The sequence below is a fragment of the Pectobacterium colocasium genome, assembly GCF_020181655.1.
In the GTDB taxonomy this organism is placed as follows: Bacteria; Pseudomonadota; Gammaproteobacteria; order Enterobacterales; family Enterobacteriaceae; genus Pectobacterium; species Pectobacterium colocasium.
Window position 1 is genome coordinate 3181056 of record NZ_CP084032.1, and the last position, 25877, is coordinate 3206932.

Below are 25877 nucleotides of genomic sequence, written 5' to 3' on the forward strand. Positions count from 1 at the left end.
CAGACAGTAGCTGTATCTCCAGATAAGAGATAGGCTTGAATATATGTCTAATACTAACGCCAATTTTGAGATGACCGGGATCCTGTTAGGGCAAGAAGTCCGTAAACGTAAAACTCCACAGGAGAAGATCGCCATTATCCAGCAGACGATGCAGCCGGGCATGAATGTCTCCCATGTCGCCCGTCTGCATGGTATCCAGCCCAGCCTGCTGTTTAAGTGGAAGAAGCAATATCAAGAAGGCAGCCTCACCGCCGTTGCGGCCGGAGAGGAAGTCGTTCCTGCTTCCGAGCTTACCGCTGCTCTGAAGCAGGTCCGGGAGCTTCAGCGCCTTCTGGGCAAGAAGACGATGGAAGTTGAGATCCTGAAAGAAGCTGTGGAGTACGGTCAGTCGCGAAAATGGATAGCGCACGCGCCCTTGTTGCCAAAGGACGGAGAATAGCTCAGGTCAGCCGTACCATGGGCGTGTCGCGTGCGCAGTTGTCACTGCGGATTAAGCGTTCTGCCGACTGGCAGGACAGTCGCTGTAACCGGCGTAATGACGAAGCTGACGCTGAAATACTGTCGGCCATCCTCGGTATCATCAGCGATATGCCCAGCTACGGCTATCGACGTGTGTGGGGTATCCTGCGTAAGCAACGTCGTGCAGAGGGGCAGCCGCCGGTAAATGCCAAACGGCTTTACAGGATAATGCGCAAACATAAGCTGTTGTTACTGCATGACAAACCAGAGCGGCCGCAGCGCGAGCATAAGGGTAAAATCGCGGTGGCAGAAAGCGATATGCGCTGGTGCTCAGATGGCTTCGAGTTCGGATGCGACAACGGTGAAAAACTACGGGTTACGTTCGCTCTGGACTGCTGTGACCGGGAGGCCATAGACTGGGCGGCGAGCACGGGAGGCTACGATAGTTCGACCGTGCAGGATGTGATGCTGAGGTCAGTGGAAAAGCGCTTCGGCGACAGGTTGCCGGACATCCCGGTGCAGTGGCTGACGGATAACGGTTCAGCGTATACCGCGCATGAAACGCGCAGGTTCGCGAGAGAACTAAATCTGGAGCCCTGCACAACAGCGGTGAGCAGCCCGCAGAGCAATGGCATGGCCGAGCGGTTCGTGAAAACGATGAAGGAAGATTATATCGCGTTTATGCCAAAACCGGATGTGAGAACAGCACTGAAAAACCTTGCAGCAGCGTTCACGCATTACAATGAGAACCACCCGCACAGTGCGCTGGGATATCACTCTCCGAGGGAATACCGGCGGCAGCGGGCATCGTTAACTTAAGATACAAAAGCTGTCCGGAGATGGCGGGTCAAGATCAGTCGTTACTGACTCCTGGGCGGCTGTGAGATGGCCTTATTGCCAGCTCATGTAGCTTCATTTGCAACGTCTGTGACTTCATCGCCGCACCATTGTCCGCATGCAGTACCGGCGGGGATTGCCAGCATCCTTCCCGGAGGACCGTGCGTTGTATCAGGGCTGCCGCCTGCTCACCACTTTCAGTTTCATGCACTTCATATCCCACGATTTTTCGGCTGTAGAGGTCTTCCACCAGATACAGGTAAAACCAGCGCTCCTTTACGGTTGACGGAACCCATGTAATGTCCCATGTCCACACCTCATTCGGCCCGCTGGCCTGCCAACTCGTAGCCGGGGTGACCTTCTGAGCCGCCCGTTGTCGTCCCCGGCGATGCACCTCTCCATGACGACGCAGTACCCGGTAAAAGGTTGACTCGCTTGCCAGATAAATCCCCTTATCCGCCAACGCCGGTACGATTTGTGACGGGGGAAGGCTGGCGTAGTCTGGCTGATGGCACACTGCCAGTATCTGTTGCTCTTCCTGCTCACTTAACTGGTTCACCGGGGAGGGTCTGACCGCGCTGACGCGCCTGTCCTCCCTCGACGTTTGCCAGCGTCGCCACGTCCGTTCACTTAATCCCGCTTCCGTCAGCGCTATTGACAGCCGGGCTCCTGACGCCATCGCTTCCCGCACATAACCGATAAGTGCCTGCCGCTCTGTTCCGGGCGTCAGTCGTCCTCGTCGGTTTCCCCGTAAAAATCCCGCAACTGCTTTCGCAGCACCAGTATCGCTGCCGCCTCCGCCAGCGCCTTTTCCTTACGAACCAGTTCGCGTTTTAGTTGTTTAACTTCTTTCTGGCTTTGTTTGAGCGCCGCTTTGTCATTGGGCGAAGACACCTGCAAAAAGCCTTGTTTCCACTGACTAATCTGTTCCGGGTAAAGCCCTTTTTTACGGCAGTATTGCGCGAGTTCTGTTTCGCTGAGTGTAGCTGTTTCGATAATCACAGCCAGCCGGGCTTCGGCTGACCATTGGTCTGTAGTTCTGTCTGCACCCGGCACCGGTATTCCCTCTGCTTTCGCCTTGTTACGCCAGTAATAGAGAGCAGCTTCCGATATCCCTTCCATCTGTGCAACTGCGGTGACGGTCATGTTGTAGGGCGGTAGCAATTTAGCCAGTGCGGCTGATTTACGTTCTGGTGAAATTCGTTTCACGCTCTGTTCCCATCTTGTCATTAGTATTTTCGATGGGGGTGACAACTATCCTGACAGAGGGGGTCACAACGCGATCTATTAATCCTTTCGCTGGCAGTCTATACGCCCGCACCGCTACGCCTCTGCACATCCTTACGGCCAATCAGAATATTATATTACTTAAATGCATATTCTTTGGTGATTTACTTCGTTCATTTTCGATTTGCAGCAGATCTACTATGTGGCATCCACCATTTTCGACAGAGTGAAATGCTATGAAAAGTGCCGACGCCGTTCTCGACCTGATCGGTCATACGCCGTTGCTGGAGCTCACCCAGTTTGATACCGGCCCCTGCCGACTGTTCGTCAAACTGGAAAACCAGAACCCCGGCGGCTCGATTAAGGATCGTGTGGCGCTGTCTATGATTGAAAACGCAGAGCGTCAGGGCTGGCTGAAACCGGGTGGCACCATCGTTGAAGCCACCGCTGGCAATACCGGACTCGGCCTAGCACTGGTCGCCGCACTGAAAGGGTATCACCTGATTCTGGTGGTGCCGGACAAAATGAGCCGCGAGAAAATCTTTCATCTACGGGCACTCGGTGCAGAAGTGCGGCTTACGCGCTCTGATGTCGCCAAAGGCCATCCTGATTACTATCAGGATTATGCCCGTCGTCTGGCAGAGGAAACGCCCGATGCGTACTACATCGATCAGTTTAATAATCCAGCCAATCTGGAGGCGCACTACCGCACGACGGGCCCCGAACTGTGGCAGCAGATGGAAGAACAGATTGACGCTGTCGCCGTCGGCGTGGGTTCCGGTGGCACGCTAGGCGGGTTAACCCGCTACTTCGCCGAGGTGTCGCCGCAGACTGCCTTTGTCCTTGCCGACCCCGCCGGTTCGATTCTGACGGACTATATACAGCGCGGTGAATATGGTGAGGCAGGAAGCTGGCTGGTGGAGGGGATTGGCGAAGATTTTGTGCCGGATCTGGCCGATTTCACTCAGGTTACCCACGCTTACGCGATTGATGACGCCGAGTCTTTCCACACCGCACGGGAACTGCTACGCAAAGAAGGCGTTTTGGCTGGCTCCTCCAGCGGCACGCTACTGGCAGCCGCCCTGCGCTACTGTCGGGCACAAACCGAGCCTAAGCGGGTCGTCACCTTCGTTTGCGACAGCGGCAACAAATACCTGTCCAAGATGTTTAACGATTACTGGATGATTGAGAAAGGACTTATCACGCGTCCGTCACACGGCGACCTGCGCGATCTCATCACCTATCGCCACGATGAAGGTGCCACGGTTTCGGTGTCACCTGACGACACGCTCAGCGTGGTACATACCCGTATGCGACTGTACGACATCTCCCAACTTCCCGTATTAGACAACGACCGCGTAGTCGGCGTGATTGATGAATGGGATCTGCTAAACAGTCTCAAAAACGATACCCAGCATTTTTCACTGACGGCGCGTGAGGCGATGTCCGATCAGGTCAAGACGCTGCCAAAAGAGGCGTCGCCTGACGATCTACTGGCAATTTTTGACAGGGGGTTTGTCGCTGTGATTCTCGACGGCGATCGTTTTCTCGGTTTGATTACGCGTACAGATGTCCTGAACCAATGGCGGCAGACGCTTCGCTGATACGTTGCTCACGCTTCTCTTTTCTTATCACTTAGGATGTGAACCATGCCTCAATTCGATACCCAAACCGTTCATGCGGGCTATACCCCGGACAGCACTGGCGCAGTCATGCCCGCGATTTATGCAACCTCCACGTTTGCCCAACCCGCACCCGGTGAGCATACCGGCTACGAATATTCACGCAGCGGCAACCCGACGCGTGCGGTGCTGGAGGCGGCGATTGCCGAACTGGAAGGTGGGACGCGAGGCTTCGCTTTTGCCTCTGGTCTGGCCGCCAGTTCCACGTTGCTAGAACTGCTCGATCAGGGTAGCCATATTGTGGCTGTGGACGATCTCTACGGCGGCACCTGGCGTCTGTTAGAAAATGTCCGCAAACGCACCGCCGGATTGCAGGTGACCTACGTTGACCCCGCCGATCTCACCGCGCTCGAACACGCCATTACGCCGCAGACAAAAATGATCTGGGTTGAAACGCCAACCAATCCACTACTGAAACTGGCCGATTTGGCGGCCATCGCTACGTTAGCCAAAAAACATCGGCTCATCAGCGTGGCGGATAACACCTTTGCTTCACCAGCTATTCAGCGTCCGCTGGATGTGGGGTTTGATATCGTGGTGCACTCCGCAACCAAATACCTCAACGGTCATTCAGACGTGATTGCCGGGCTGGCAGTCGTCGGCAAGAACAGTGAACTGGCGTCACAGTTGGCCTATCTGCAAAATGCGATTGGCGGCGTACTCGACCCCTTCAGCAGCTTCCTGACGCTGCGCGGCATCCGCACGCTGGCACTGCGAATTGAACGCCACAATCAGAGCGCCCTTCAACTTGCACACTGGCTGGAACTCCAGCCGCAGGTGGAGCAGGTTTACTATCCGGGGCTACCGAGCCACCCGCAGCACGGGTTGGCACAGCAGCAGATGCGCGGCTTTGGCGGCATGATCTCTGTGAGGTTGAAGGGCGATGAGGACTATGCGCGTGAGGTTATTAAGCGCACGCGATTATTTACGCTGGCAGAGAGTCTGGGCGGCGTGGAAAGCCTGATTAGCCAGCCCTACTCCATGACCCACGCTTCCGTGCCGTTGGAAAAAAGACGACAAAAAGGGATCACGCCACAGCTGCTGCGTTTATCCGTGGGGATTGAAAATGTGCAGGACTTAATCGACGACCTGTATCAGGCACTGAATGCGAGCAATATAAGTGAATGAAACAGGCGGCATCTGCCACTCATAGCATTAGGAAACGTCAACCAACGCGTGTCGTTTATGGCACCGATCTTCACGGCGTAAAAATTATGCTGAGGTGGACATGAACGCCGAGTGAGCGACAGGACGTCGCGAAAGTCAGTGCCGCGTAGGACAAAAACGTCGAGACGTTTTTGAACAGCACTTGTGCTGGTCCGAAGGGCGAGACCCATTTATGGGGCGAGTAAACGCGTCACTGACGGCTCGAAAGGCGGGCATGGGCACCGAAGGAACCGCGTTAGCGGCATAATTCCCGCCAAAAAGCCTGGGTTCTTAGGGCGCCGGCGATTGGGCGCCCTAAGTCGGGCGTGGCATCAATGCCACAGAGAAACTCCGCGGCTTATCACGCACGAAACCTACTGTTCCTTGTGTTGGAATGCATCTAACTTTCACAAAGATAGCTATCAGGGATTAATAACGCTCCAGCCAGTGAGCGTAAGGCGTTGGCAGCGTCCATGAAGCGCGTTCGATGCCCAGTTCGCGGGCGGCTTGATAGCTCCAGTGCGGATTCGCCAAATGCGCTTTGCCGACCATCACCAGATCCAACTGACCTGATGCCACCGCCTGCTCAGCCAGTTCCGGCGTGCCGAAACCCCAAGCGGAAGAGACAGGCAGATCGGCCTGCTCGCGTACCTGTTTAGCAATCGGCCCCATAAAAGCGGGTGCCCACGGCACATTCGCTTCCGGCGTAGAGAAGCCGATGCTCACGCTGAGCATATCCAGCCCTGCGGCTTTAAAGCGACGCGTCAGCTCAATGGATTCCTGCAAGGTTTCTTCATCACGACCGTCAAATTCAATCACGCCGAAACGGGCGGTCAGCGGCAGGTGTTGTGGCCACACGTCGCGAACGGCAGCCAGCGTTTCCAGCAGAAAACGGCTGCGGTTGTCAAAACTGCCGCCGTACTGATCGTTACGCTTGTTGGAATGAACGGAGAAGAAACTCTGTGCCAGATAGCCGTGAGCAAAGTGCAGTTCCAGCCATTCAAACCCGGCATCCAGCGCGCGGCGCGCCGCGGCAACAAAGTCATCACGAACGCGGGCGATATCTTCCAGCGTCATTTCCTGCGGCTGTTTGGACAGATCCGCGCCGAAAGCTTCTGCGGAAGGGGAAATGGTCTGCCAGCCGCGTGAGTCGCCAGCGGGGATATGGTCGTCGCCTTCCCAGGGAATGTTGGCGCTGGCTTTGCGTCCGGCATGTGCAATCTGAATTCCCGGCACGGCGCCTGCATCCTTAATGGATTTGGCAACCTTGGCAAACGCCTGCGCCTGCTCATCGTTCCAGATGCCTGCACAATGCGGCGTGATGCGGCCTTCAGGGGCGACCGCCGTCGCTTCCACGATAACCAGCCCAGCACCACCGCGCGCCAGTGAGGCATAATGCACCTGATGCCAGTCGTTGATCAGGCCATCATTCGCGGAATAGGTACACATCGGTGGAACAGCAATGCGGTTGCGTAACGTGATGTCTTTCAGTTTGAAGGGTTGAAACAGTGCGGACATAATATTTCCTACCTTGTCTGGTTACTTCGATAATTCGATATTAATCGAACAATAGATTTTAGACAACCCTATCGCTATAATTCATCTATGAGACCTTTTAAGCACCCATCCCCTGAAGAATTTACTCTTGAGCGCGTCCTGTACGCCTTAAGCGATCCGTTACGCTTATCCATTGTGCGTTGTTTGTCCATACAAGAAGAAGCAACATGCAGCGAACTTGACGGCGGCCGCCCGAAATCCAGCGTATCGCACCATTTTCGCGTGTTGCGCGATTCTGGCCTGCTGCATACCACGAACAGCGGTACCACGCACATCAACCGACTACGCCGGAGCGAAATGCAACAGCGCTTCCCTGGCCTGCTTGACGCCATTCTGTCTCAACCCGTCAAGTAACGTTATCGCATCAATGGCGGCCTCTCCGCCATTGCATATTCGCAGCACATTCCCCTCGCTTCCACATGCTCCGCCATTCCAGCATTGATGCTTTGCTTTGCACTTCTATGAATATAGCCGCCGTCATTTTTCCATTACTCTGATGCTGATACAGGTTTTATGAGGCAGCGTGGATGGATTACTACATTGGCATTGATATCGGGACCTCAAAGGTCAAATCGGTGTTATTCGATGCCGATTTCAACGAGCTTCAGATTGCGTCGGCCAACACCGTTACCGATTCTCCGCAGCCTGGCTATGCTGAACAAAATATGCACCATGTATGGGACAGCGTACTTTCTACCCTGAAAACACTGGCCGTTTCGCCACCATTACGCCACGGCCGCGTGCGGGCCATCGGGCTGACCGGTCAAGGAGAGGGTGTCTGGCTGAGCGATCGCCACGGCCACCCCATTCGGCAAGCCATCCTCTGGAGCGATACCCGGACGGCGGAACAGGTTCATCAGCTTAAACAGCGCCCGAATCTGGAAGCGACGCTCTTTCCCGAAACCGGTTCTCCCCTGCTCCCGTGCAACAGCGCGCAGCAATTACGCTGGCTGGTACAGCACCAGCCAGATGCGCTAAGTAACGCCGATTACTTCTTTTTCGCCAAAGACTGGGTTCGCTTTCGACTAACCGGACAGGCGAATCTGGAACTGACGGATACGGGGACGTCGCTGCTGGATCTGCATAGCGAAACGCTGTCAAAAACCGTGCTGGATAAACTGGACTTACACGCCATCAGCGCGCTTTTTCCACCCTTGCTTTATCCCGATGACATCGCCGGCACCCTCAGCGACGCCGTCGCCGCACAGACAGGCCTGCCTACGGGAATTCCCGTCTGTGCTGGCGCACTGGATGTCTCTGCCGCCGCGCTGGGCATCGGCGCCATTCACGACGGCGACATTTTCACCATTCTTGGCACCACCTGTTGCACCGGCATTGTGTGCCGTGGTTTAACGCAGGTGAGTTTGCAAACCCGTTTTGTCGCGCACGCCTGGCCGGGCCACTATCTCAACCTATTCGCGATGCAGTCCGGCACGCCAAATATCGACTGGGCGCTGAACGCGCTGGCTGACGATGCCGACTTTCATACCATCAACGCACGTATTGCCCGCATTCCTCCTGGTAGCGGCGGCGTGTTCTATCAGCCTTACCTTAATGGCGAGCGGGCACCGTTTTACAGTACCTCAGCACGAGCAGGATTCTTTGGCATCGAGCAATCCACAACCAACGCCCATTTACTGCGCGCGGTATTTGAAGGACTCGCCTATGCAATAACCGATTCGCTCAGCGGTTACCCTACCCACGGCGATCTCTACATCGCCGGTGGCGGTGCCGCCTCAGCGATTTGGCTGCAAATTATTGCGGACTGCACCGGACGCCGGGTCATCGCCAGTTCGGTCAAAGAGCTGAGTGCATGCGGCGCTGCGCGCCTCGCCGCCTTATCCATCGGAGAAAATGCCAACATCGTTCCCACCGTCAATGCACAGGCATCAACGTTTTTCCCCGATACCGACGCCCATCGGCAGTATCAGACACTGTTTCCGGTTTTTCGCCAACTGCGCGACCAGCTACAGCCGCTCTGGCAGGCGCGGGCTCAGGCACTTAATGCACTAGAGAACCACAGCGCAATGCATTCGTACACGACGCCCACCTCACAGGAAAGTCTTGCCTCATGAAAATCGTCTTTACCGCCGAATATGGCGGCAACCTTGATGCCTTTCGGGCGTTGGGGGAACTGATTGTGGACGGCTGGGCCATCGGTCAGCCCAAACTGAGCGAAGCGGCACTGATTCGACTGGCGGAGAACGCCGACGTCATCGTCACCAGCTATGACGATATTACCGCTCGCGTCATTGAGGCTTGCCCTCACCTGCGGCTCATTGCCTGTACTCGCGCCAACCCGGTAAATATCGATATCGAGGCCGCCCGCCGCCGAGGCATTCCGGTGCTTTACACGCCCGGACGCAATGCCGATGCTGCCGCAGAATTGACGCTGGCGCTAATGCTGAATGCCGCACGCCACATCCCTCAGGCCCATAGCGCCCTGAAACGCGGGGAGTTCACGCGCGAAACCGACACCGCCTTACAAACACAGACGGGGTTGCGGCAAGATGTCGTATGGGACGTAGACAAGCACAGCCCGTATGAAGTTTTCAAAGGCGGCGAGCTGCGTAACAAGACGCTCGGCCTCATCGGCTATGGCAGTATCGGTCGCCGTGTCGGGAAACTGGCACGCGCCTTCGGTATGCAACTATTGATTGCCGATCCGTATATCGCCGCCGAAGAGATTGATGAACCAGGCATTCGAAAAGCCACGCTTGATGAGCTGTTTTCACAATCCGATTTCGTCAGCCTGCATCTGAACAGCACACCGCAGACCAAAGGGCTGGTCAACCTCGACAGACTCAGGAGAATGCGCCCTACCGCCTATCTGATCAACACCTCGCGTGCAGCGGTGATTGTCGAAGCCGACCTGATCGCAGCGCTACGCGAGAAGTGGCTGGCAGGTGCCGCACTTGACGTTTACGACAGCGAACCGCTCTGGCGTCATCACCCGTTCATTACCGAATTTGATAACGTGGTACTCACACCGCACATTGCCGGCGCGACGCGGGAGACGCTGGTGAAGCACACCGCGATGATTGCCGCCGACCTACAGCGGTTCATTCACGGTGAACCGCTGCTTTACGAATGGAAATAGACGCCGCACCGCTCTGGTCGGTCAGCGTCGCTTAATAGGTCAGCAACGCCTACTAATAGGTAGGCATTTCTGCCATAAATTGCAGCGTGTGTTCCCAGTCGATCACGCCCGCATCAGACCCCAGACCAGTAGCAACCAGCCCTGAAACGGCTGAACCAAGCTGGCAGGCCTGTTCCAGATCCCAGCCTTTCGCCAGACCAGCAATAAAACCGCCGCAGTAGCTATCGCCGCAGCCGGTAGTATCCGAGACCGCCACACGGTAGGCAGGAATACGCAGCGCAACCCCTTGACCGAACGCGTAAGACCCGGCCACCCCCGCTTTGAAAATGCAGGTGCCGACGCCGCGATCGAGAAAGAAAGCCGCAATCTCTGCTGGCTTAGTCAGGCCGGAGATAAACGCGGCCTCGTCCAGCGATGGCATAAAGTAGTCGACGTCCGGCAGCAACGGCGTCAGTAACCCCAGCGTCTCGGCATTGGGTGCGATAAGATCGAAACTGGTCGTTAGCCCCTTCGCTTTGGCGTGACGGAGCAGACGCGCGCTCTGACCCTGATCCATTTTCGCCAGCAGCCCCGTGCCGCCGTGGTGTAGGAAACGCGCATTACACACGGCATCAAAGTCCTGCTCATCAATGAACAGGTGATCTGATGCGCCGCGATAGTGCAGCGCCGGACGCTCGCCGTCCGGTCGAATGGTCAAAATCGTCGCCGATGTCGACGCTGCCGCCGTTCGCTGTATTAGAGAACAGTCGATGCCCAGCTTGCGATAGGTCGCCAGAATAAAATCGGCTTTTTCATCCTCACCGAGACAGGCGGCCGTCGCCGTGCGGATACCGAGTTTGGCTGCGTTCATCGCCGCGCCGCTGGCCGTTCCGGCAGGATTAAGGCGAATTTCATCGATAAAATGAACGCCACCGCCTTCGGGCAACCCAGTCACTGGCCGACCGGCGACATCCAGAATAGTTAATCCGACAAAAACCGCATCAAACTGATTCACGCTCGCTCCTTCTTCATATTCAGCTTCTTCACGTTATGCTTTTTTATTTGTGTTCGATTCATTTATTGCCGCTGGCGCAGCCGCCCTTGCAGGAAAGAGAGCGCCAACGCCAGCACTAAAATCACGCCGCTCAGCGTATCTTTTACGATGAAATTCAGCCCCATCAAGTTCAAACCGTTGGCGATCATGCCGAGAAACAGCACGCCGATTAGCGTCCCCGCCACGTTAGGTCGCCCCTGTGCGTGGAACGCAGTGCCGATGAAAACAGCGGCAATGGCGTCCATCAGGTACGCCTGTCCGGCCAGCGGCGTAAACTGCCGCAGATTGGCAGATAACACCACGCCACCGATAGCGCACGTCACTGACGTGACAATCAACAGCCAGAACATCGTGCGCCGCACGTTAACCCCGGCAATCAGCGCCGCGGGCGCATTCAAGCCCATTGCATGAATACGTTTACCGGCAATCGTCCGTTCAAAAAACAGGTAATAGGCAAGCCACAGTACCGCAACAATCAGAATCGGCACCGGAATGCCCCACAGATCGCCCACAGCCAGTTCGTGATACTGCGATGCCATCCGGCGGTAAGCGATCGGCCCGCCACCTTCGGTGTAGATACGTTCGATGCTGCTACCGATAAACCATGTCCCCAGCGTTGCCAAAAACGGCTTAATTCGGCAATGGATAATCAGCACTGCATTCACCAGCCCCACCAGTGCGCCCCCCGCCAACGCGGCCAATACCGCAGCCTGCCACGGCAGACCATAGACTTTGAGCGCCACCAGCGCGAAGGCCGCGCCAAAATCCAGCGCAACCCCCACGGACAGATCGATCCCGCCCGCCGTCACCACCAGCGTCATGGCCAGCGCCACAATCAGCAGTACCGCACTGCCCTGCAACAGATTCCCCCAGTTGCCTAACGTTAAAAATATCGGGTTTTGCAGTGAGAAAAACACCAGAAAGGCCAGCAGAATGACCAGAAAGCCATAGCGGATAAAAAACGACAACCCGAGCCTGCTGCCCGACAGCGCAGGCTGCGCCGCCAAAGAAGAACTTTTCACATGCGGCTCCTTTGCCTGCGCAGCGAGGCGGCGGTGAGCACCACCAGAATCAGTGCGCCCTTAATCGCACCGACCCAAAAAATATCGACGCGCAGCAGCGCCAGACCGTTCGACAAGGCATTAACCAGCAGCGTGCCCAGCAATGCTCCCCAGATAGTGACCACCCGACGACGCGAGAACGCCGCCCCCAGGAACGTCGCCAATACCATCTCCAGCAGCAACGGTTCTGCCGTACCGGGCGAGCTGCCCGATCCTTGCGCCACCAGCGTCAGCGAGGCCAACGCCGCCGCCAATGCGCCTAACAGATACGAACCGATAACCAGCGGCGTGTGGGCAATCCCCGACAGCTGCGCCGCTTCGCGGTTTCCCCCCACGGCCTGCAAATGCTGGCCCCAGCGGCTATGGTGAACAAAAAACTGAAACAAGAGAAAAACCAGCAGCATGAACCAGACTGCCAGCGGCAGCCCGAGCAGGCTGCTATCACGAAATGCCACAATCACCGGGTCGCTCACGCTGATACGCCGCTGCTGGGTGAGCAAATTGGTGAGCCCGATAACTGCCACGGAGCAGGCTAATGTCGCCAAGAGCGGCGGTAGCCGAATCGCCACCACCAGTGCGGCATTCACCGACCCCGCCAATAACGCGGCCCCCGCCACTAGCGCAATCAGCCACGGATAGCTGATACCTGCGTTCGTCAAACCGTCGCTGACGATCGCGACGGCAAGTACCGCAATCGCGGGCAGCGAGAGATCGATACCGCCGGAAACCACATCGTCGCCGCCGCCGGTAATCACACAAACCAGCCCGAAACACAGGATCGCCAGCGGCGCGCTTTGGCGCAAAATAATGGTGATATTCTGCCAACTGAGAAAATAAGGTGCGCTCAGGCAGAGAAACAGCAATAGCGCTGCAAACAGCAGCAAGGGAATATGATTGGTAAGCCAGACTAAACGCGATGTCGGACGGATGGGCTGTAGAGCGTGAGTCATACCGCCTCCTGTGTTCGGCCACTGCTGGTCAACGCCAGCAGGCTGTCCAACGAGAGATGCTCCGTCGGCACATCGGCGATAAGTTCGCCACGCCACATCACCAGTATACGATCGCACAGCCCCAGTAGTTCACCATCGTCGCTGGAAGAGACGATAACCGCCCGCCCCTCGGCGGCGAGCTGTCGGGTCAACTGATAAATTTCTGCCTTCGCGCCAATATCGACACCCAGCGTCGGTTCATCAAGGATAAACAGGCGGGTGTCGGTCTTTAGCCAACGCGCCAATATTACCTTCTGCTGGTTACCGCCGCTTAAATTACGTACGGGGATACTGACATCACCCGGCCGAATATCCAGCGTCTGCGCCAGATGATTCGCCTGCGCAGCGGCTTTTTTACGCCGTAGCCATCCGCGCCAGGCGACAGCAGGCAAGGAAGCCAAATTGATATTGTCCGCCACGGATAGCGGTAAAATCAGCCCATCGTGACGACGATCGCGCGGCACCAGCGCCATACGCCGTGCAATTGCCTGTACCGGAGAACGCGGTCGCAGCGTCTGCCCCTCGATCGCGATATGTCCCTCACGGGCAGGCGTAATACCATAGAGCGCATCAATCAGCGCCTCACGCCCCGAACCTAACAGCCCCGCGATACCAACAATTTCTCCCGCCGCGACCTGAAAACGGATCGGTTGGAAATGCTGCCGATCGGTAAGCTGTTCAACCTGTAGCAGCGGAGTTTCGCTTTTCCCTGCCTTCCGTTTCCCGTCAAACAGACTGGCAATCTCTCGCCCTACCATCAGGCGAATCATTCCATCGATATCCTTCGTTTCAGGATCGTCCAGCATCGCCACGCCCTTACCATTACGTAATACGGTGACGCGATCGCAGATATTCGCAATTTCATTAAGATAATGAGAGACATAGATAATGGCGATACCACGCCGTTTCAGCGTCTGGAGCGTATCCAATAGCTGTGCGGCTTCGCGTGCTTCGAGTGGCGCGGTCGGTTCATCAAACACCACCAGCCGCGCCTTGCCATCAATCAGCGCTCGCGCAATCTGTACCAGTTTGCGTTCCGCCAGACTTAGCTCGCGAATCAGCCGGTTAGCGTCTATCGATAAAGTAAAGGTGTGCTGAAAAAACTGCTCCGTTTCACGCCGCATCGCCCGACGATCGACACCTCGCCAGCACTTCACAGGCTCCTGCCCCAGAAACACCGATTCCGCCACGGTAAAATGGGGAATCAGATGCAGTTCCTGATGGATAAAACGCACGCCGTGCGCGTGGATAACCGCAGGCGTCACAGCGGTCAACCGCTGCCCATCGATAGCGATCTCACCGCCATCCGCGGCATAAACACCAGCCAGTACCTTGATTAAGGTCGATTTCCCCGCACCGTTCTCCCCGATCAGACCGAGAATTTCTCCCGGCCGAACCGTTAGCGAGACATTGTCCAGCGCGGAAATCCCCGCAAACTGCTTACTGATGTGTGCCATTGCCAGACCGCCGCCGGATGACGACGAGGCTAAATCATATCCCGCCATAGATTATTTCAGGTCGCCATAGCCAAGCTGTTTATAGACTGCCTTGGCTTCTGCCTCCCCTTTGACGGGCAAGACCGGCACAAACGTCTGCGGCAGCAACGTGGCACCCGCGAAATAACGGGCGACGTTTTTCGCCGATGTAGTGCCAATCAGACGCGGCTGCTGCGCGACGTTGGCAACAAATGGGCTGCCTTTTTCCGCCATAATTTCCAGCGTTTCTGGTCCGGCATCAATCGCCGTGACCTTCACGTCCTTGTCACGTCCGGTTTCTTCCAATGCCTGCACCACACCGATGGCGGGCTGATCCCAGCAAGCAACGTGAATGGCATCCAGCGTGCCTTTCGGATGCTGGCTCAGCAGTTCAAGGGTTTTCTTGCGCGCGTCTTCCGGCGAGTTGGAATATTGTTCAGCCAGTTCAGGCTGAATGATTTTGATCCCTGGGTAATCTTGTAGAACGTATTTCCACAAGTCATAGCGAATACCACAGATGCGCAGCGCGTTGGAGAACGCGTTGAAAACCGCGATATTCCCTTTTCCACCCAGCGCATCCGCCGTATAGCGCCCGATCGTCGAACCGATCGCATAATTATCCGACGTCGTGTTATTGATGGAGTAAGACGAAACATGATCGACGGTAAAAACCGGAATCTTTGCCTCACGCAGCGCTTTAAACTTCGGCTCTACCGCGCTGTCGCCGAGAATACTGATAACGGCATCGACCTTGCGCGCCAGCAGAATATCGTGGTTATTGGCATGAACCTGATTATCACGTCCGCCATCCACGCCCACGACCTGCCCACCGAGTTTCTCGATTTCCTCGGTCGCCCCTTTGTAAGCCTCACGATCCCAAAAATGCTGTGTTCCCACCACGGCAACGCCAATGGTTTTTCCCTTCAATGACAGTGTCTCATCCGCCGCCTGAACCGAGGTCAATACCCCTGTCGCCAGCACATATGCCGCGAGACGAGAAAAGCGAGTCTTCATCATATTTATCCCGATTTTTATAAAATTATTAGCAGTGAAAGAGATTAGCAACGGGAAAAGTTAAATCGAAATAACAAAAATGATAATGGCTAGTAATTAAATGGAAATAGCGTTGTTCAGCAGATGTAATGATTGTTAATCATTGAATTAGAAGGAATAAGTTATAAAAAAAGCATCTTGTTTTTTATCCCTATAAAGTAAATGGTTAAGGTTCTTCAACCCTGATGAGAAAAACGGCCATGACAACGCTCTCGATTTATCACCGCCCGCACATCACACAGCCCGTCCAGCAACTCACTGCGTTTACTGACATCGCGGCTCTACTCGCCAGCGCCGGAATCCAGTTGGAACACTGGCAGACCGACGCACCACCGCCTGATGCCAGCAGCGAAACCATTTTGACGCAGTATCATGCCGATATTGAGCGTCTCAAACAGCAGGAGGGCTACACCTCTGCCGATGTAATCAGCCTGACGCCAGATCACGCGGAGAGACAGGCACTGCGGGAAAAATTTCTTCAGGAACATACCCATAGCGAAGATGAAGTGCGTTTTTTTGTGCGCGGTAGCGGCACCTTCTTTGTACCAATGGGCGAACAGGTTTTCCAGCTTACCTGCGAGGCCGGCGACCTCTTACGCGTTCCCGCCAACACGCCACACTGGTTTGATTGCGGCGAATTTCCTGATTTTGTCGCGATTCGTATTTTTACCAACCCAGAAGGCTGGGTCGGGCACTTTACCGGACGGGAGACGTTTCACTAATTCCACGATCGTTTCTGCATTTCTCCGCCGTTCCCTTTATACTGTGCGTTTTGTACCAAGATGAACGGCGAGACCCCTTCCGTAATGATGAATAACGATGTCCTGCGCAGCGTGCGCTATATGCTGAATTTGAACAATGACCACCTGCTGAAGATCCTGGAGCTGGTGGAGATGACCGTCCCTCCCCAGCAGTTGGCGAGCTACGTCAAAAAAGAGGGTGAGGAAGGCTATCAACCTTGCCCGGACATCGTGATGAGTTATTTCCTGAATGGACTGATTCTGCAAAAACGCGGCAAAGATGAAAACCAGCCTGCGCCGCAGTTTGAGCGCAAGATGACCAACAATATTATTCTGAAAAAACTGCGTGTCGCATTTTCGCTAAAAACGGATGATATTCAGGCGATCCTGCTGGAGCAAAATTTCCGCATTTCAGTGCCGGAAGTGACCGCGATGATGCGCGCCCCTGACCACAAAAACTATCGCACCTGCGGCGATCAGGTCATTCGCTACTTTCTGAAAGGGCTAACGGCGCGAGTCCGTAAAGGCTAAAAGCAATGCGCTAGCGAAAGGACGTGAGCGTTGCCCGGCTGATCTTTTTCTGTAACAGGCATCAGCAACGCTCAGTTTTTCGTACGGTATCGTTTAATACGCCATTAGTGCTGTGTGTCATGCAGGATAGCCGTGACCAGCAGCTCCAGCTCTTCGTTTTCAAGCCGGGTAATTTGCCGCACTTTTTCTTTATCCATACCCGTTAACAACAATTCTCGGGCAATTTGTCTGGCGCTATTTTTCATCCCTTGTTCAATGCCCTGCTCCAGGCCTTGTGCCAATCCTTGCTGAATACCGTGTTGGATCCCTTCTTCGAATCCCATTTTTTTCAGTTGTTCTGCAATCGTCATAATGTCCTCCTGACCGGTTGATAGCGGTGCAGCCAGTGCGTCAATGAAGTCTGCGGGCTTGGATGTGTTTCCCGCTTGTGCAATATAAAATAACAGCGCCCGACGCTGGGTCAGCGGCACCGACCAGTGTTCAAATAGTAACCCAATCTCACGCGCCAGCTCCAGCATATCACGGGTACGAATATGCTTCTGTACCAGTTCCAGTAACGCCATGCGTCGGTGCGTGCGAATCTCATCGTCCGGCATGACGGTTAAATCCACTAATGGGAAAGGCTGTTCATATAGCGTTTGTGCCAATACAGGATCGGCAAAGCTGTCCAGCCAGCGCAGACTATAGGGATAAGGACGCGCTCTGCCATGATAAAACAGCAGCGGCACCACTAACGGTAAGCGATCGTGCCCCTGATCCAGATGCTGCTGCATGGCAGCCAGACAATAGCGCAGCAGCCGGAAAGCCATCTGCTTTTCCGGGCGGCTTTGGTGTTCAATCACGCAGTAAATATACCCTTTACCTGCAGTGGTGCGCAGCGAGTACAGTACGTCCGATATCCGCGCGCGCAGCTTTTCATCAATAAACGACGCCGACTCCAGTTGCAGCGTGCTGAAATCACAGCGGTCACGGATTTCACTCGGCAAATAAATAGTCAGAAAATCCCGTGCGACAGCGATGTCGCTCAGAAACTGTTTGAAGATCGCATCATGCGATGGCATCTCGTCCCCTTCCCTGTCAGACGCTGGCTAAAATTCAGTGGGGAGAGTAACGGGAACACGGTAAGAAAGCAGAAAAGCGCGTAGAAAGTGGAAAGCGCCTCGAAGAAAAATCGGTTTATTTCGAGGCGCTGGCTGTAGGCAGAGAGCCGGTGCGGTCAGGCGGCTTGATGTTTTTCCATCGCCAACCGCGCAGGTGCTGCGTCGACATGCAACGCCGGATGACGGCAGAAGCGGACGACGTCACCGACCACCAACAGACTGGGCGACTGTGGCTGATAACGTGCCAGCAGTGCCGGTAAGGTCGCCAGCGTTGCCGTCAATAACCGCTGATCCGGCTGCGTACCACGTTCGATAATCGCGACAGGTGTCTGGGCTGAGAGCCCATGTTCGATCAGGCGCTGGCACAGTCGACTGCTGTGGCTCAGCCCCATATAGAACACCAGCGTTTGCTGGTTGTCCGCCAGCGTCGGCCAGTCCAGTTGCGGTTCGCCATCGCGCGAATGGCCAGTCACGAAGCGCACCGACTGCGCACAGGCGCGGTGGGTCAGCGGTAATCCCACGGCCGCCGCACAGCCGGTCGCAGCCGTAATACCCGGTACCACATGGCAGACAATTCCGGCCTGCTGGGCATAGTCCATCTCTTCACCACCACGACCAAAAATAAACGGATCGCCACCTTTCAGACGGATCACCCGCTGCCCAGCCTGCGCCAGCTCGACCAACAGCTGATTGATTTTTTCCTGTGACAAACGATGGCAGCCGCGCGTTTTCCCCACGTCGATGCACAGCGCCTGCTCCGACACCAGATCCATAATCTCCGCCGACACCAGCCGATCATAAACCACCACATCCGCCTGCTGGATTGCCCGCAGCGCCTTCAGCGTCAGCAGTTCCACATCGCCCGGCCCTGCGCCCACCAGCCAGATTTCACCGCCGAGTACGGGCTGACGCCGCTGACCTTGTGCCAATATCGATTGTGTTGTCATCATGTCACACCTCATTACGCCGTGGCGCTCAACCTGCTTTCTTCAGTTCATTGATCGTTATCGGTACATGCTGACTCAATAACGCCTTCAGTTCGGGGATACAGGAACCGCAGTTAGTGCCACATTTCAGCGCTCCGCCTAACGCCACCACGCTGTGGCACCCTTGGCGAATCGCGCCAACAATGATCGCTTCACCCACGCTATAGCAGCTGCAAATCGTTGCACCTTGCTGCACCTGCCCCTGTGGTGCCTGACCCGCCAACAGCGCATGCCGCTCGTGCGGTAGCTGAGGCGGATGGATAAACGCCTGACACACCGCATCGCTGTCGATGCGCAGCACCTGTGCGCTGACATAGCAGGCAAGCACGACACGGCCATCACGCCAGCCAATCAGGTGAAAGATGCCGTTGCCCTGTGCGATCTGACACTGCATGTTCTCCAGGCAATAATGCTCAGTCAGCCATGCCTGCCAGTTGTCTACTGGCAGGCGGTCGGCAAACAGATACTGCGTCACGCCCTCATGCGGAATCTTGCTCCAATAGGGTGCAGGCGGCGGCAGAACGTCATGCTCTGTGGGTAATGTTAATGGCGCTGAAGCCGATTCATCGGCAAAAAATAGCGTCGCCTGCCAGGCGGTATGCCAGGGTTGGATACGTACCCGGCTGTGCTTGCTTTCCGGCTGGCCGGAATGGGGATCGGTAATCGGCGCAACTAAACTGTCGACCCGCGCCTGGGCGCTGAACTGCTGATTCCAGTGCATCGGCACAAACACGCTGCCGCGTGCCTGTCCGGCGTCAATCCGCGCCCGCGCCAGCATCCAGCCATGCACCGACGACAGGCGTACCAGATCGCCCGCCTGAATATCATGCGTCTGCGCATCCTGCGGGTGCAGCTCACAGTAAGGTTCACTGATATGGCGCATCAGCCGGGCAGCTTTACCGGTGCGCGTCATGGTGTGCCACTGATCGCGAATACGCCCGGTGTTCAACACTAATGGATATGACTCGTTCCACAGGCTTTGTGGCAGCGACGGGGTTACCGCCACCAGATGCGCTTTACCATCGGCATGCCAGAATCGGTCATCGTCACCCAGCCGGGCACGCCCGAGTGGAAATGCCGCATTCACTGGCCACTGTATCGGTTCCAACTGCTGCCACTGCTGATTACTGAGCGTCGCCAGTCCGCTGATATCAAACGCACGGCTGCCGTCATTCTCAAACCCGGACAGCGCCGCATGTTCACGAAAGATCTCTGCGGGATGCTGATAGGCAAATGCTTCGGCAAATCCCATACGCTGCGCCACCTGACTCAGGATCCACCAATCGGCTTTGGCTTCCCCCGGCGCAGACAGAAAGGCACGCTGACGAGACAACCGGCGTTCGGAATTGGTTACCGTGCCGTCTTTTTCCCCCCACCCCAGCGCGGGGAGTAAGATATCAGCGGTTTCTGCGGTATCGGTATGACGCATCACCTCAGAGACGATCACCAGCGGGCAGCGTTCCAGCGCCTGTTTCACTCGGTCAGCGTCCGGCATCGACACCACCGGATTGGTACCCATCACCCACACGGCTTTAATATCGCCACGTTCAACGGCGCGAAACAGATCCACCGCATTCAGACCGGGCTGTGTCGCCACATTATCGCTCTGCCAGAAGCGCCCCACGCGCTCGATATCCTGCGGTGTAAACCCCATGTGGCTGGCAAGCTGATTGGCTAGCCCGCCGACTTCCCGCCCGCCCATCGCATTTGGCTGCCCGGTTATCGAAAACGGACCGGATCCCGATACGCCGATTTTTCCGCTCAGCAGATGAGCATTAACGATCGCGTTGCACTTATCGCTGCCCGATGACGACTGATTAACGCCCTGTGAGTAGAGCGTGACCACCTTGTCGCTCATGCTAAACAGGTGATAAAAATGTGCGATCTCCGCTTCATCCAACTGACAGAAATCGGCTACCTGCGCCACCGACCATGCCTCTGCTGACTGTAATGCCGCTTCCACACCGGAAAAACGCTCGGTCACGCTGGCAATATCAATATGTGAATCCTGCGCAAGCCAATGCAGCAGGCCGTTAAACAATCCCGCATCGCTGCCGGGCTGCAACGGTAAATGCAGATCGGCGATATCGCAGGTGGCGGTACGTCGAGGATCGACCACCACCACCTGCATCTGCGGTCGCTGCTGTTTCGCCTGCACCAGCCGCTGATACACCACCGGATGCGCCCAGGCAGTATTAGAACCGACAAGCACCACCACATCTGCCTGTTCGATATCTTCATAACTACAGGGAACGGCATCCGCGCCCAACCCGCGTTTGTAGCCGATCACCGCAGACGCCATACACAGCCGCGAATTGGTATCCATATTGGCGACGCCAATAAAGCCCTTCATCAGCTTGTTGGCAACGTAGTAATCCTCCGTCAACAGCTGACCTGAGCCATAAAACGCCACCGACTGCGGGCCGTATTGCTGCATGGTTGCCAGCAGCCGTTCGGCCACCGTATCCAGCGCCTGCTCCCAGCTAACGCGGCGCCCTTCCACCAGCGGCCACAGCAGGCGGCCTTTCAAATCCAGCGTTTCCCCCAGCGCGGAGCCTTTGACGCACAGCCGCCCCAAATTCGCCGGATGCACCGGATCGCCGCTGATCGTTATTGCGCCTTGCTCGTCGCGTTCTGCCAGCACGCCACAGCCGACGCCACAATACGGGCAGGTCGTCCGACAGACACGCGCGGTCATGATGCTTTCGCCATGGCAGCGTCTGCCAGACCGACGCTTTCAGGTACGGCCAGCGGTTGACGGCATACCCAAATCTCGTCGTCTTCCACACGTACTGGCCAGGCGCGCACGTATAGCGTACTGTCATCCGGGCTGACACCATCCCGCAGCTTGAAGCGCTTTTTGTACAACGGAGAAATCACCACCGGTTCGCCCGCCACGTCGCCGATCAGCCCACGCGACAGTACATTCGCCCCGCTGCCCGGTTCATGGTTTTCCAGCGCGTACACCTGCTGCTCGCTCCCCGGCAGGTGGAACAGCGCGATCTGCTGCTGCCCGAGGCGCGCCGCCATGCCAGCATGACGCGGAATATCGCCCAACGTCGCCACCTGTACCCACTCCGCTTCATGCGCAGCGGGTTTCAGGACAACCGGTTCTGGCGATGCTGCTTTCTCATGATCCTGCGCCGGACGAATTTGTCCACGCTCCGGCACCATCACCACCGCTTCATCCGGGCTATCGCTGTTCAGGAAACCGCGGAACAACGCCAGACGTTCCGGGCTTTCCAGCGTGGTTTGCCATTCGCACTGGTAGGCCTCCACCACGCGCTGCATCTCTTTATCTAACTCTTCGCCAATATTCAGGCTATCTTCGAGAATCACCTGACGCAGATAGTCGATACCGCCTTCCAGATTATCCATCCAGGTGCTGGTACGCTGGAGACGATCGCCGGTGCGGATATAGAACATCAAGACCCGATCGATGGTGCGCAGCAGGGTTTCGGTATCCAGATCGCTGGCAAAGAGATCCGCATGGCGCGGTTTCATGCCACCGTTTCCGCACACGTAAAGATTCCAGCCTTTATCGGTGGCAATCACGCCGATGTCCTTGCTCTGCGCCTCCGCACATTCGCGGGTACAGCCCGATACCGCCATTTTGATCTTATGTGGTGAACGCAGCCCCTTGTAACGGTGCTCCAATTGAATCGCCAGCCCAGTGGAATCCTGCACGCCGTAGCGACACCAGGTCGATCCCACGCAGGATTTCACGGTACGCAGCGATTTGCCGTAGGCATGGCCAGTTTCAAATCCGGCATCAATCAGCTCACGCCAGATCGCCGGAAGCTGCTCTAAGCGAGCACCGAATAAATCCACCCGCTGGCCGCCAGTGATTTTGGTGTACAGGTTATAGCGCTGTGCCACCTGACCGATGGCAATCAGACCTTCCGGCGTAATTTCTCCCGCCGGAACGCGCGGCACGACAGAATACGTGCCATCTTTTTGGATGTTGGCGAAGAAACGATCGTTGGTATCCTGCAACGGCAGATGTTGCGGTTGCAGCAGATAGTCATTCCAGCAGGACGCCAGCATCGACCCCACCAGCGGCTTACACACTTCACAGCCTAAACCGTGGCCGTAACGCGCAAGGAGGCTGTCGAACGAGCGGATTTCATGCACGCGGATCAGGTGATACAGCTCCTGACGCGAATAGGCAAAGTGCTCACAGATATCCTTTTTCACTTCAACGCCCAACTGCGTCAATTCATACTCCATCACCTGTTTAAGCAGCGGTACACAACCGCCGCAGCCCGTCCCCGCTTTGGTACAGGTTTTCAACGCGCCCAGTTCACCGCAGCCGCCCGCCACCGCCGCCGAGATATCACTTTTGCTGACGTTATGGCAGGAACAGATTTGTGCACTGGCGGGTAACGCCGCCACGCCCAGTCCTTTCGGTGCATCGCCAGAGCGTGCTGGCAAAATCAATCCTTCCGGTTGTGCAGGCAGCGGCATATCGTTGAGCATCATTTGCAGCAGCGTGCTGTAATCGCTGCTGTCGCCAATCAGTACCGCCCCCAGTAAACGCTTGCCGTCAGCAGAGACGACAATTTTCTTGTAAACCTCATTCGGGCCGTCCGTCCACTGGTAGCTTTGGCTGCCCGCCGTGCGCCCGTGCGCATCGCCAATCGAGGCCACTTCCACGCCCAGCAGCTTCAGCTTGGTGCTCATGTCCGCGCCGGTAAATGGTGTATCGCGCTGCGCAAGTGTATCCGCCACGCTGCGTGCCATCTGGTAGCCCGGCGCCACCAGCCCGAAAATTTGCCCTTTCCACAGCGCACACTCGCCGATGGCGAAAATCGCGTCATCGGAGGTCTGACAGCGGTCATCAATCACAATGCCGCCGCGTGGCCCTTTCTCTAAATCGCAGCTATCCGCCAGTTTGTCGCGTGGGCGAATTCCGGCGGAAAACAGCACCAGATCGGTTTCCAATACGCTGCCGTCGGCAAAGCAGAGACGATGTAGCGCCTGCTCGCCGTCGGTGATTTCACGCGTTTCTTTGCTGAGATGAATCTGTACGCCCAGCGCTTCAATCTTGCGGCGCAGCATGCTGGCACCGCCGTCATCCAACTGTACCGCCATCAGACGTGGAGCAAATTCCACCACATGCGTATCCAGCCCCAGTTGACGCAAAGCGTTTGCGGCCTCCAGCCCCAGCAAGCCGCCACCAATCACCACACCGGATTTAGCCTTTTTCGCCTGTGCCGCAATCGCATCCAGATCGTCCAACGTGCGATACACCAGACAGCCGGGGCGCGTGTTGCCAGGAATGGGCGGAACAAAGGCATAAGACCCCGTTGCCAGCACCAGTTTGTCGTAGGCGGTTTCTCTGCCCTGCGCATCACACACGCACTGACGTTCACGATCGATAGCCACGATCTCTTTGGCACTGCGTAGCTCAATGCCGTTCTCGGCAAAAAAACCGTCTTTTACCAGCGACAGCGAGGCGGCACTGCGGCCGGAAAAATACTCGGAGAGGTGAACACGGTCATAGGCTTCATGGCGTTCTTCGCCGAATACGACAATGTGATAATGCTGATGCAGGTCACGCTCAACCAGTTGTTCGAGAAAATAGTGGCCGACCATACCGTGGCCGACGACCACTAAAATAGGTTTGCTCATGACAGGAATCCTTACAGCTTCAGGCTGTGAGTCAGAATCAGGGGAAGAAAAGCCGAAAAGCAGCGAGGCAGGCGAAATCATCTCGCCTTCTGTCGCGCTATCCATCGCGGCCAGCAAACGCTGGCTGTCGTCAGTGTCGCCATACAGCAGGACACCGCTCAGCCGACCGTCGCGCAGTAGCAGACGGCGGTAGTACTGCGTCTGCGGATCAAAAAGGGTGTACACCTCATCATCCGGTGCCACGTTAATATCGCCGCCGCTAACCACGCCAATGCCCGTGACTTTCAGCCGCGTCGCCGCCTGTTCAGGCTGATAGTCTTTCGGCGCATGTCCAGCAAGGCGCTGTGCCACCAGCGTGGCATGGGCGAAACACGGGGCAACCAGCCCAAAGGTTTCGCCATTGAGTTCGCAACATTCGCCAATCGCGCTGATATACGGATCGGCGGTTTGCAGTTGTCCATCCACCAGCACGCCACGATTACAAGGCAAGCCACACTCGCGAGCCAGTTGGCTGGCGGGAATCACGCCTGCCGTCACCACCACCAGTCCGGCGGGGATCGTACGGCCATCTGCCAGCGCGACCGCCGTCACCCCGCGTTTATCACCGTGTAGCGCCACAACCTGCACATCTGTTTCACAGACAATGCCGCGTGCGCGCAGGCTGCCGCACAGCAGGTCGCTCGCCGTCGCGTCCAACTGACGCTCCATCAGAATCGGGACGCGATGTAGCAGCGTGACGTCGGCACCGCGCAGTTTCAGCGCCGCTGCCGCTTCAATCCCAAGCAAGCCCCCGCCAATCACCACCGCAGGCACAGACTGGCGAATCGTCGTCAGCATCAATTGGACATCATCCAGCGTGCGGAAGCCGCATACGCCCGGCAGATCGATACCGGGCATCGGTGGCATAAATGGCGTAGATCCGGTCGCCAGCACCACATGATCGTAATGCAGCTGCCGTTGCGTCGTTGTCACCTCACGCTGCTGGCGATCGATATGGGTTACCCGCTCACCCAACAGATAACTCACTGGCAGCGCCGCATCATCATCGATAGCCGCAGGCATCAGCAGCGTATCCGTAAACGCTTTTTCGCCGCCCAATACCGGCGACAGCAGGATGCGGTTGTAGCTGGCACGCGGTTCATCACCAATCACAGTGATGCGGTAGCGCGTCGCAGCCAGTTGCCGCAACGTATCGACAAATCGCGCACTCGCCATCCCGTTACCAATCACAATCAGATGCGGTTTCATCATCGTTTCGGCCTCGCTG

At 56.4% G+C, this 25877-nt stretch carries 18 protein-coding genes and 1 pseudogene; 8 read left to right on the plus strand and 11 right to left on the minus strand.

All coding sequences use genetic code 11. The features are described 5' to 3' along the window. Positions 1-70 precede the first annotated feature (70 nt). A protein-coding gene (locus LCF41_RS14460) for an IS3 family transposase (RefSeq protein WP_225088082.1) occupies positions 71-1278 on the plus strand; the annotation gives its coding sequence in 2 pieces (ribosomal slippage) (positions 71-392 and positions 392-1278; 1209 coding nt in all). A gap of 37 nt (positions 1279-1315) precedes the next feature. Here LCF41_RS14460 and LCF41_RS14465 read toward each other — a convergent pair. Further along, positions 1316-2505, minus strand: a pseudogene (locus LCF41_RS14465) (IS3 family transposase); the annotation flags it as partial. A gap of 254 nt (positions 2506-2759) precedes the next feature. Between LCF41_RS14465 and LCF41_RS14470 the strand changes: the two are divergent. Further along, positions 2760-4127 carry a pyridoxal-phosphate dependent enzyme gene (locus LCF41_RS14470; protein WP_225085197.1) on the plus strand — a complete coding sequence of 456 codons (1368 nt, stop codon included), beginning with the start codon at positions 2760-2762 and terminating at the stop codon, positions 4125-4127. Between the two features lie 45 nt (positions 4128-4172). Further along, on the plus strand, positions 4173-5333 hold the full coding sequence (locus LCF41_RS14475; RefSeq protein WP_039360130.1) for a trans-sulfuration enzyme family protein: 1161 nt from the start codon (positions 4173-4175) through the stop codon (positions 5331-5333). A 447-nt stretch (positions 5334-5780) separates the two neighbouring features. On the opposite strand, the gene LCF41_RS14480 is transcribed toward LCF41_RS14475, so the two are convergent. Then, positions 5781-6869, minus strand: a complete 1089-nt coding sequence (locus LCF41_RS14480) for an NADH:flavin oxidoreductase/NADH oxidase (protein ID WP_225085198.1) — start codon at positions 6867-6869, stop codon at positions 5781-5783. A 183-nt stretch (positions 6870-7052) separates the two neighbouring features. On the opposite strand from LCF41_RS14480, the gene LCF41_RS14485 reads away from it, so the two are divergent. The 3 genes from LCF41_RS14485 to LCF41_RS14495 all read left to right on the plus strand — a co-directional run bounded on the left by LCF41_RS14485 (position 7053) and on the right by LCF41_RS14495 (position 10008). Next, positions 7053-7262 (plus strand): ArsR/SmtB family transcription factor, encoded by a 210-nt coding sequence (locus LCF41_RS14485; RefSeq protein WP_250160537.1) that lies wholly within the window; start codon positions 7053-7055, stop codon positions 7260-7262. Between the two features lie 173 nt (positions 7263-7435). After that, positions 7436-8983, plus strand: a complete 1548-nt coding sequence (locus tag LCF41_RS14490; RefSeq protein WP_225085200.1) for an FGGY-family carbohydrate kinase — start codon at positions 7436-7438, stop codon at positions 8981-8983. Next, positions 8980-10008: a 2-hydroxyacid dehydrogenase gene (locus LCF41_RS14495; protein WP_225085201.1), complete on the plus strand. Its 1029-nt coding sequence runs from the start codon at positions 8980-8982 to the stop codon at positions 10006-10008. The genes LCF41_RS14490 and LCF41_RS14495 overlap by 4 nt, the downstream gene beginning before the upstream one ends. A gap of 52 nt (positions 10009-10060) precedes the next feature. Here LCF41_RS14495 and LCF41_RS14500 read toward each other — a convergent pair whose 3' ends face one another. From LCF41_RS14500 to LCF41_RS14520, 5 genes are all read right to left on the minus strand, one after another. Then, positions 10061-11002: a carbohydrate kinase family protein gene (locus LCF41_RS14500; protein WP_225085202.1), complete on the minus strand. Its 942-nt coding sequence runs from the start codon at positions 11000-11002 to the stop codon at positions 10061-10063. A 62-nt stretch (positions 11003-11064) separates the two neighbouring features. Continuing rightward, on the minus strand, positions 11065-12063 hold the full coding sequence (locus LCF41_RS14505; RefSeq protein WP_225085203.1) for an ABC transporter permease: 999 nt from the start codon (positions 12061-12063) through the stop codon (positions 11065-11067). Further along, positions 12060-13052: an ABC transporter permease gene (locus LCF41_RS14510; RefSeq protein WP_225085204.1), complete on the minus strand. Its 993-nt coding sequence runs from the start codon at positions 13050-13052 to the stop codon at positions 12060-12062. Before LCF41_RS14510 ends, LCF41_RS14505 begins: the two co-directional genes overlap by 4 nt. Then, the gene (locus tag LCF41_RS14515) at positions 13049-14596 is read right to left on the minus strand and encodes a sugar ABC transporter ATP-binding protein (protein ID WP_225085205.1); all 1548 of its coding nucleotides are present in this window, start codon (positions 14594-14596) and stop codon (positions 13049-13051) included. The genes LCF41_RS14510 and LCF41_RS14515 overlap by 4 nt, the downstream gene beginning before the upstream one ends. 3 nt (positions 14597-14599) lie before the next feature. Beyond that, positions 14600-15580 carry a sugar ABC transporter substrate-binding protein gene (locus LCF41_RS14520; RefSeq protein WP_411561436.1) on the minus strand — a complete coding sequence of 327 codons (981 nt, stop codon included), beginning with the start codon at positions 15578-15580 and terminating at the stop codon, positions 14600-14602. A gap of 239 nt (positions 15581-15819) precedes the next feature. On the opposite strand from LCF41_RS14520, the gene LCF41_RS14525 reads away from it, so the two are divergent. Together LCF41_RS14525 and LCF41_RS14530 are read left to right on the plus strand one after the other, a co-directional pair. Further along, positions 15820-16341 (plus strand): 1,2-dihydroxy-3-keto-5-methylthiopentene dioxygenase, encoded by a 522-nt coding sequence (locus LCF41_RS14525; RefSeq protein ID WP_225085207.1) that lies wholly within the window; start codon positions 15820-15822, stop codon positions 16339-16341. Between the two features lie 84 nt (positions 16342-16425). Beyond that, a complete protein-coding gene (locus LCF41_RS14530; protein ID WP_225085208.1) occupies positions 16426-16890 on the plus strand; it encodes a YehS family protein in 465 nt (154 codons plus the stop codon). A 104-nt stretch (positions 16891-16994) separates the two neighbouring features. Here LCF41_RS14530 and LCF41_RS14535 read toward each other — a convergent pair whose 3' ends face one another. The 4 genes from LCF41_RS14535 to nirB form a co-directional block, all read right to left on the minus strand. Next, positions 16995-17951: an Rpn family recombination-promoting nuclease/putative transposase gene (locus LCF41_RS14535; protein WP_225085209.1), complete on the minus strand. Its 957-nt coding sequence runs from the start codon at positions 17949-17951 to the stop codon at positions 16995-16997. A gap of 155 nt (positions 17952-18106) precedes the next feature. Next, positions 18107-18940 carry a uroporphyrinogen-III C-methyltransferase gene (gene cobA, locus LCF41_RS14540; RefSeq protein WP_225085210.1) on the minus strand — a complete coding sequence of 278 codons (834 nt, stop codon included), beginning with the start codon at positions 18938-18940 and terminating at the stop codon, positions 18107-18109. A 25-nt stretch (positions 18941-18965) separates the two neighbouring features. After that, on the minus strand, positions 18966-21674 hold the full coding sequence (locus LCF41_RS14545) for a nitrate reductase (protein WP_225085211.1): 2709 nt from the start codon (positions 21672-21674) through the stop codon (positions 18966-18968). Next, complete coding sequence (nirB, locus tag LCF41_RS14550) at positions 21671-25858, minus strand: nitrite reductase large subunit NirB (RefSeq protein ID WP_225088188.1); 4188 nt, start codon at positions 25856-25858, stop codon at positions 21671-21673. The genes LCF41_RS14545 and nirB overlap by 4 nt, the downstream gene beginning before the upstream one ends. Positions 25859-25877: the final 19 nt, after the last annotated feature.

Bases quoted from the DNA above. Each gene is read 5' to 3' on its own strand.
- LCF41_RS14525 (WP_225085207.1), top strand. From the start codon at position 15,820: ATGACAACGCTCTCGATTTATCACCGCCCGCACATCACACAGCCCGTC.
- cobA (WP_225085210.1), bottom strand. From the start codon at position 18,940: ATGATGACAACACAATCGATATTGGCACAAGGTCAGCGGCGTCAGCCC.
- LCF41_RS14530 (WP_225085208.1), top strand. From the start codon at position 16,426: ATGATGAATAACGATGTCCTGCGCAGCGTGCGCTATATGCTGAATTTG.
- LCF41_RS14470 (WP_225085197.1), top strand. From the start codon at position 2,760: ATGAAAAGTGCCGACGCCGTTCTCGACCTGATCGGTCATACGCCGTTG.
- LCF41_RS14510 (WP_225085204.1), bottom strand. From the start codon at position 13,052: ATGACTCACGCTCTACAGCCCATCCGTCCGACATCGCGTTTAGTCTGG.
- LCF41_RS14535 (WP_225085209.1), bottom strand. From the start codon at position 17,951: ATGCCATCGCATGATGCGATCTTCAAACAGTTTCTGAGCGACATCGCT.
- LCF41_RS14495 (WP_225085201.1), top strand. From the start codon at position 8,980: ATGAAAATCGTCTTTACCGCCGAATATGGCGGCAACCTTGATGCCTTT.
- LCF41_RS14490 (WP_225085200.1), top strand. From the start codon at position 7,436: ATGGATTACTACATTGGCATTGATATCGGGACCTCAAAGGTCAAATCG.
- nirB (WP_225088188.1), bottom strand. From the start codon at position 25,858: ATGAAACCGCATCTGATTGTGATTGGTAACGGGATGGCGAGTGCGCGA.
- LCF41_RS14515 (WP_225085205.1), bottom strand. From the start codon at position 14,596: ATGGCGGGATATGATTTAGCCTCGTCGTCATCCGGCGGCGGTCTGGCA.
- LCF41_RS14475 (WP_039360130.1), top strand. From the start codon at position 4,173: ATGCCTCAATTCGATACCCAAACCGTTCATGCGGGCTATACCCCGGAC.
- LCF41_RS14545 (WP_225085211.1), bottom strand. From the start codon at position 21,674: ATGACCGCGCGTGTCTGTCGGACGACCTGCCCGTATTGTGGCGTCGGC.
- LCF41_RS14520 (WP_411561436.1), bottom strand. From the start codon at position 15,580: ATGAAGACTCGCTTTTCTCGTCTCGCGGCATATGTGCTGGCGACAGGG.
- LCF41_RS14480 (WP_225085198.1), bottom strand. From the start codon at position 6,869: ATGTCCGCACTGTTTCAACCCTTCAAACTGAAAGACATCACGTTACGC.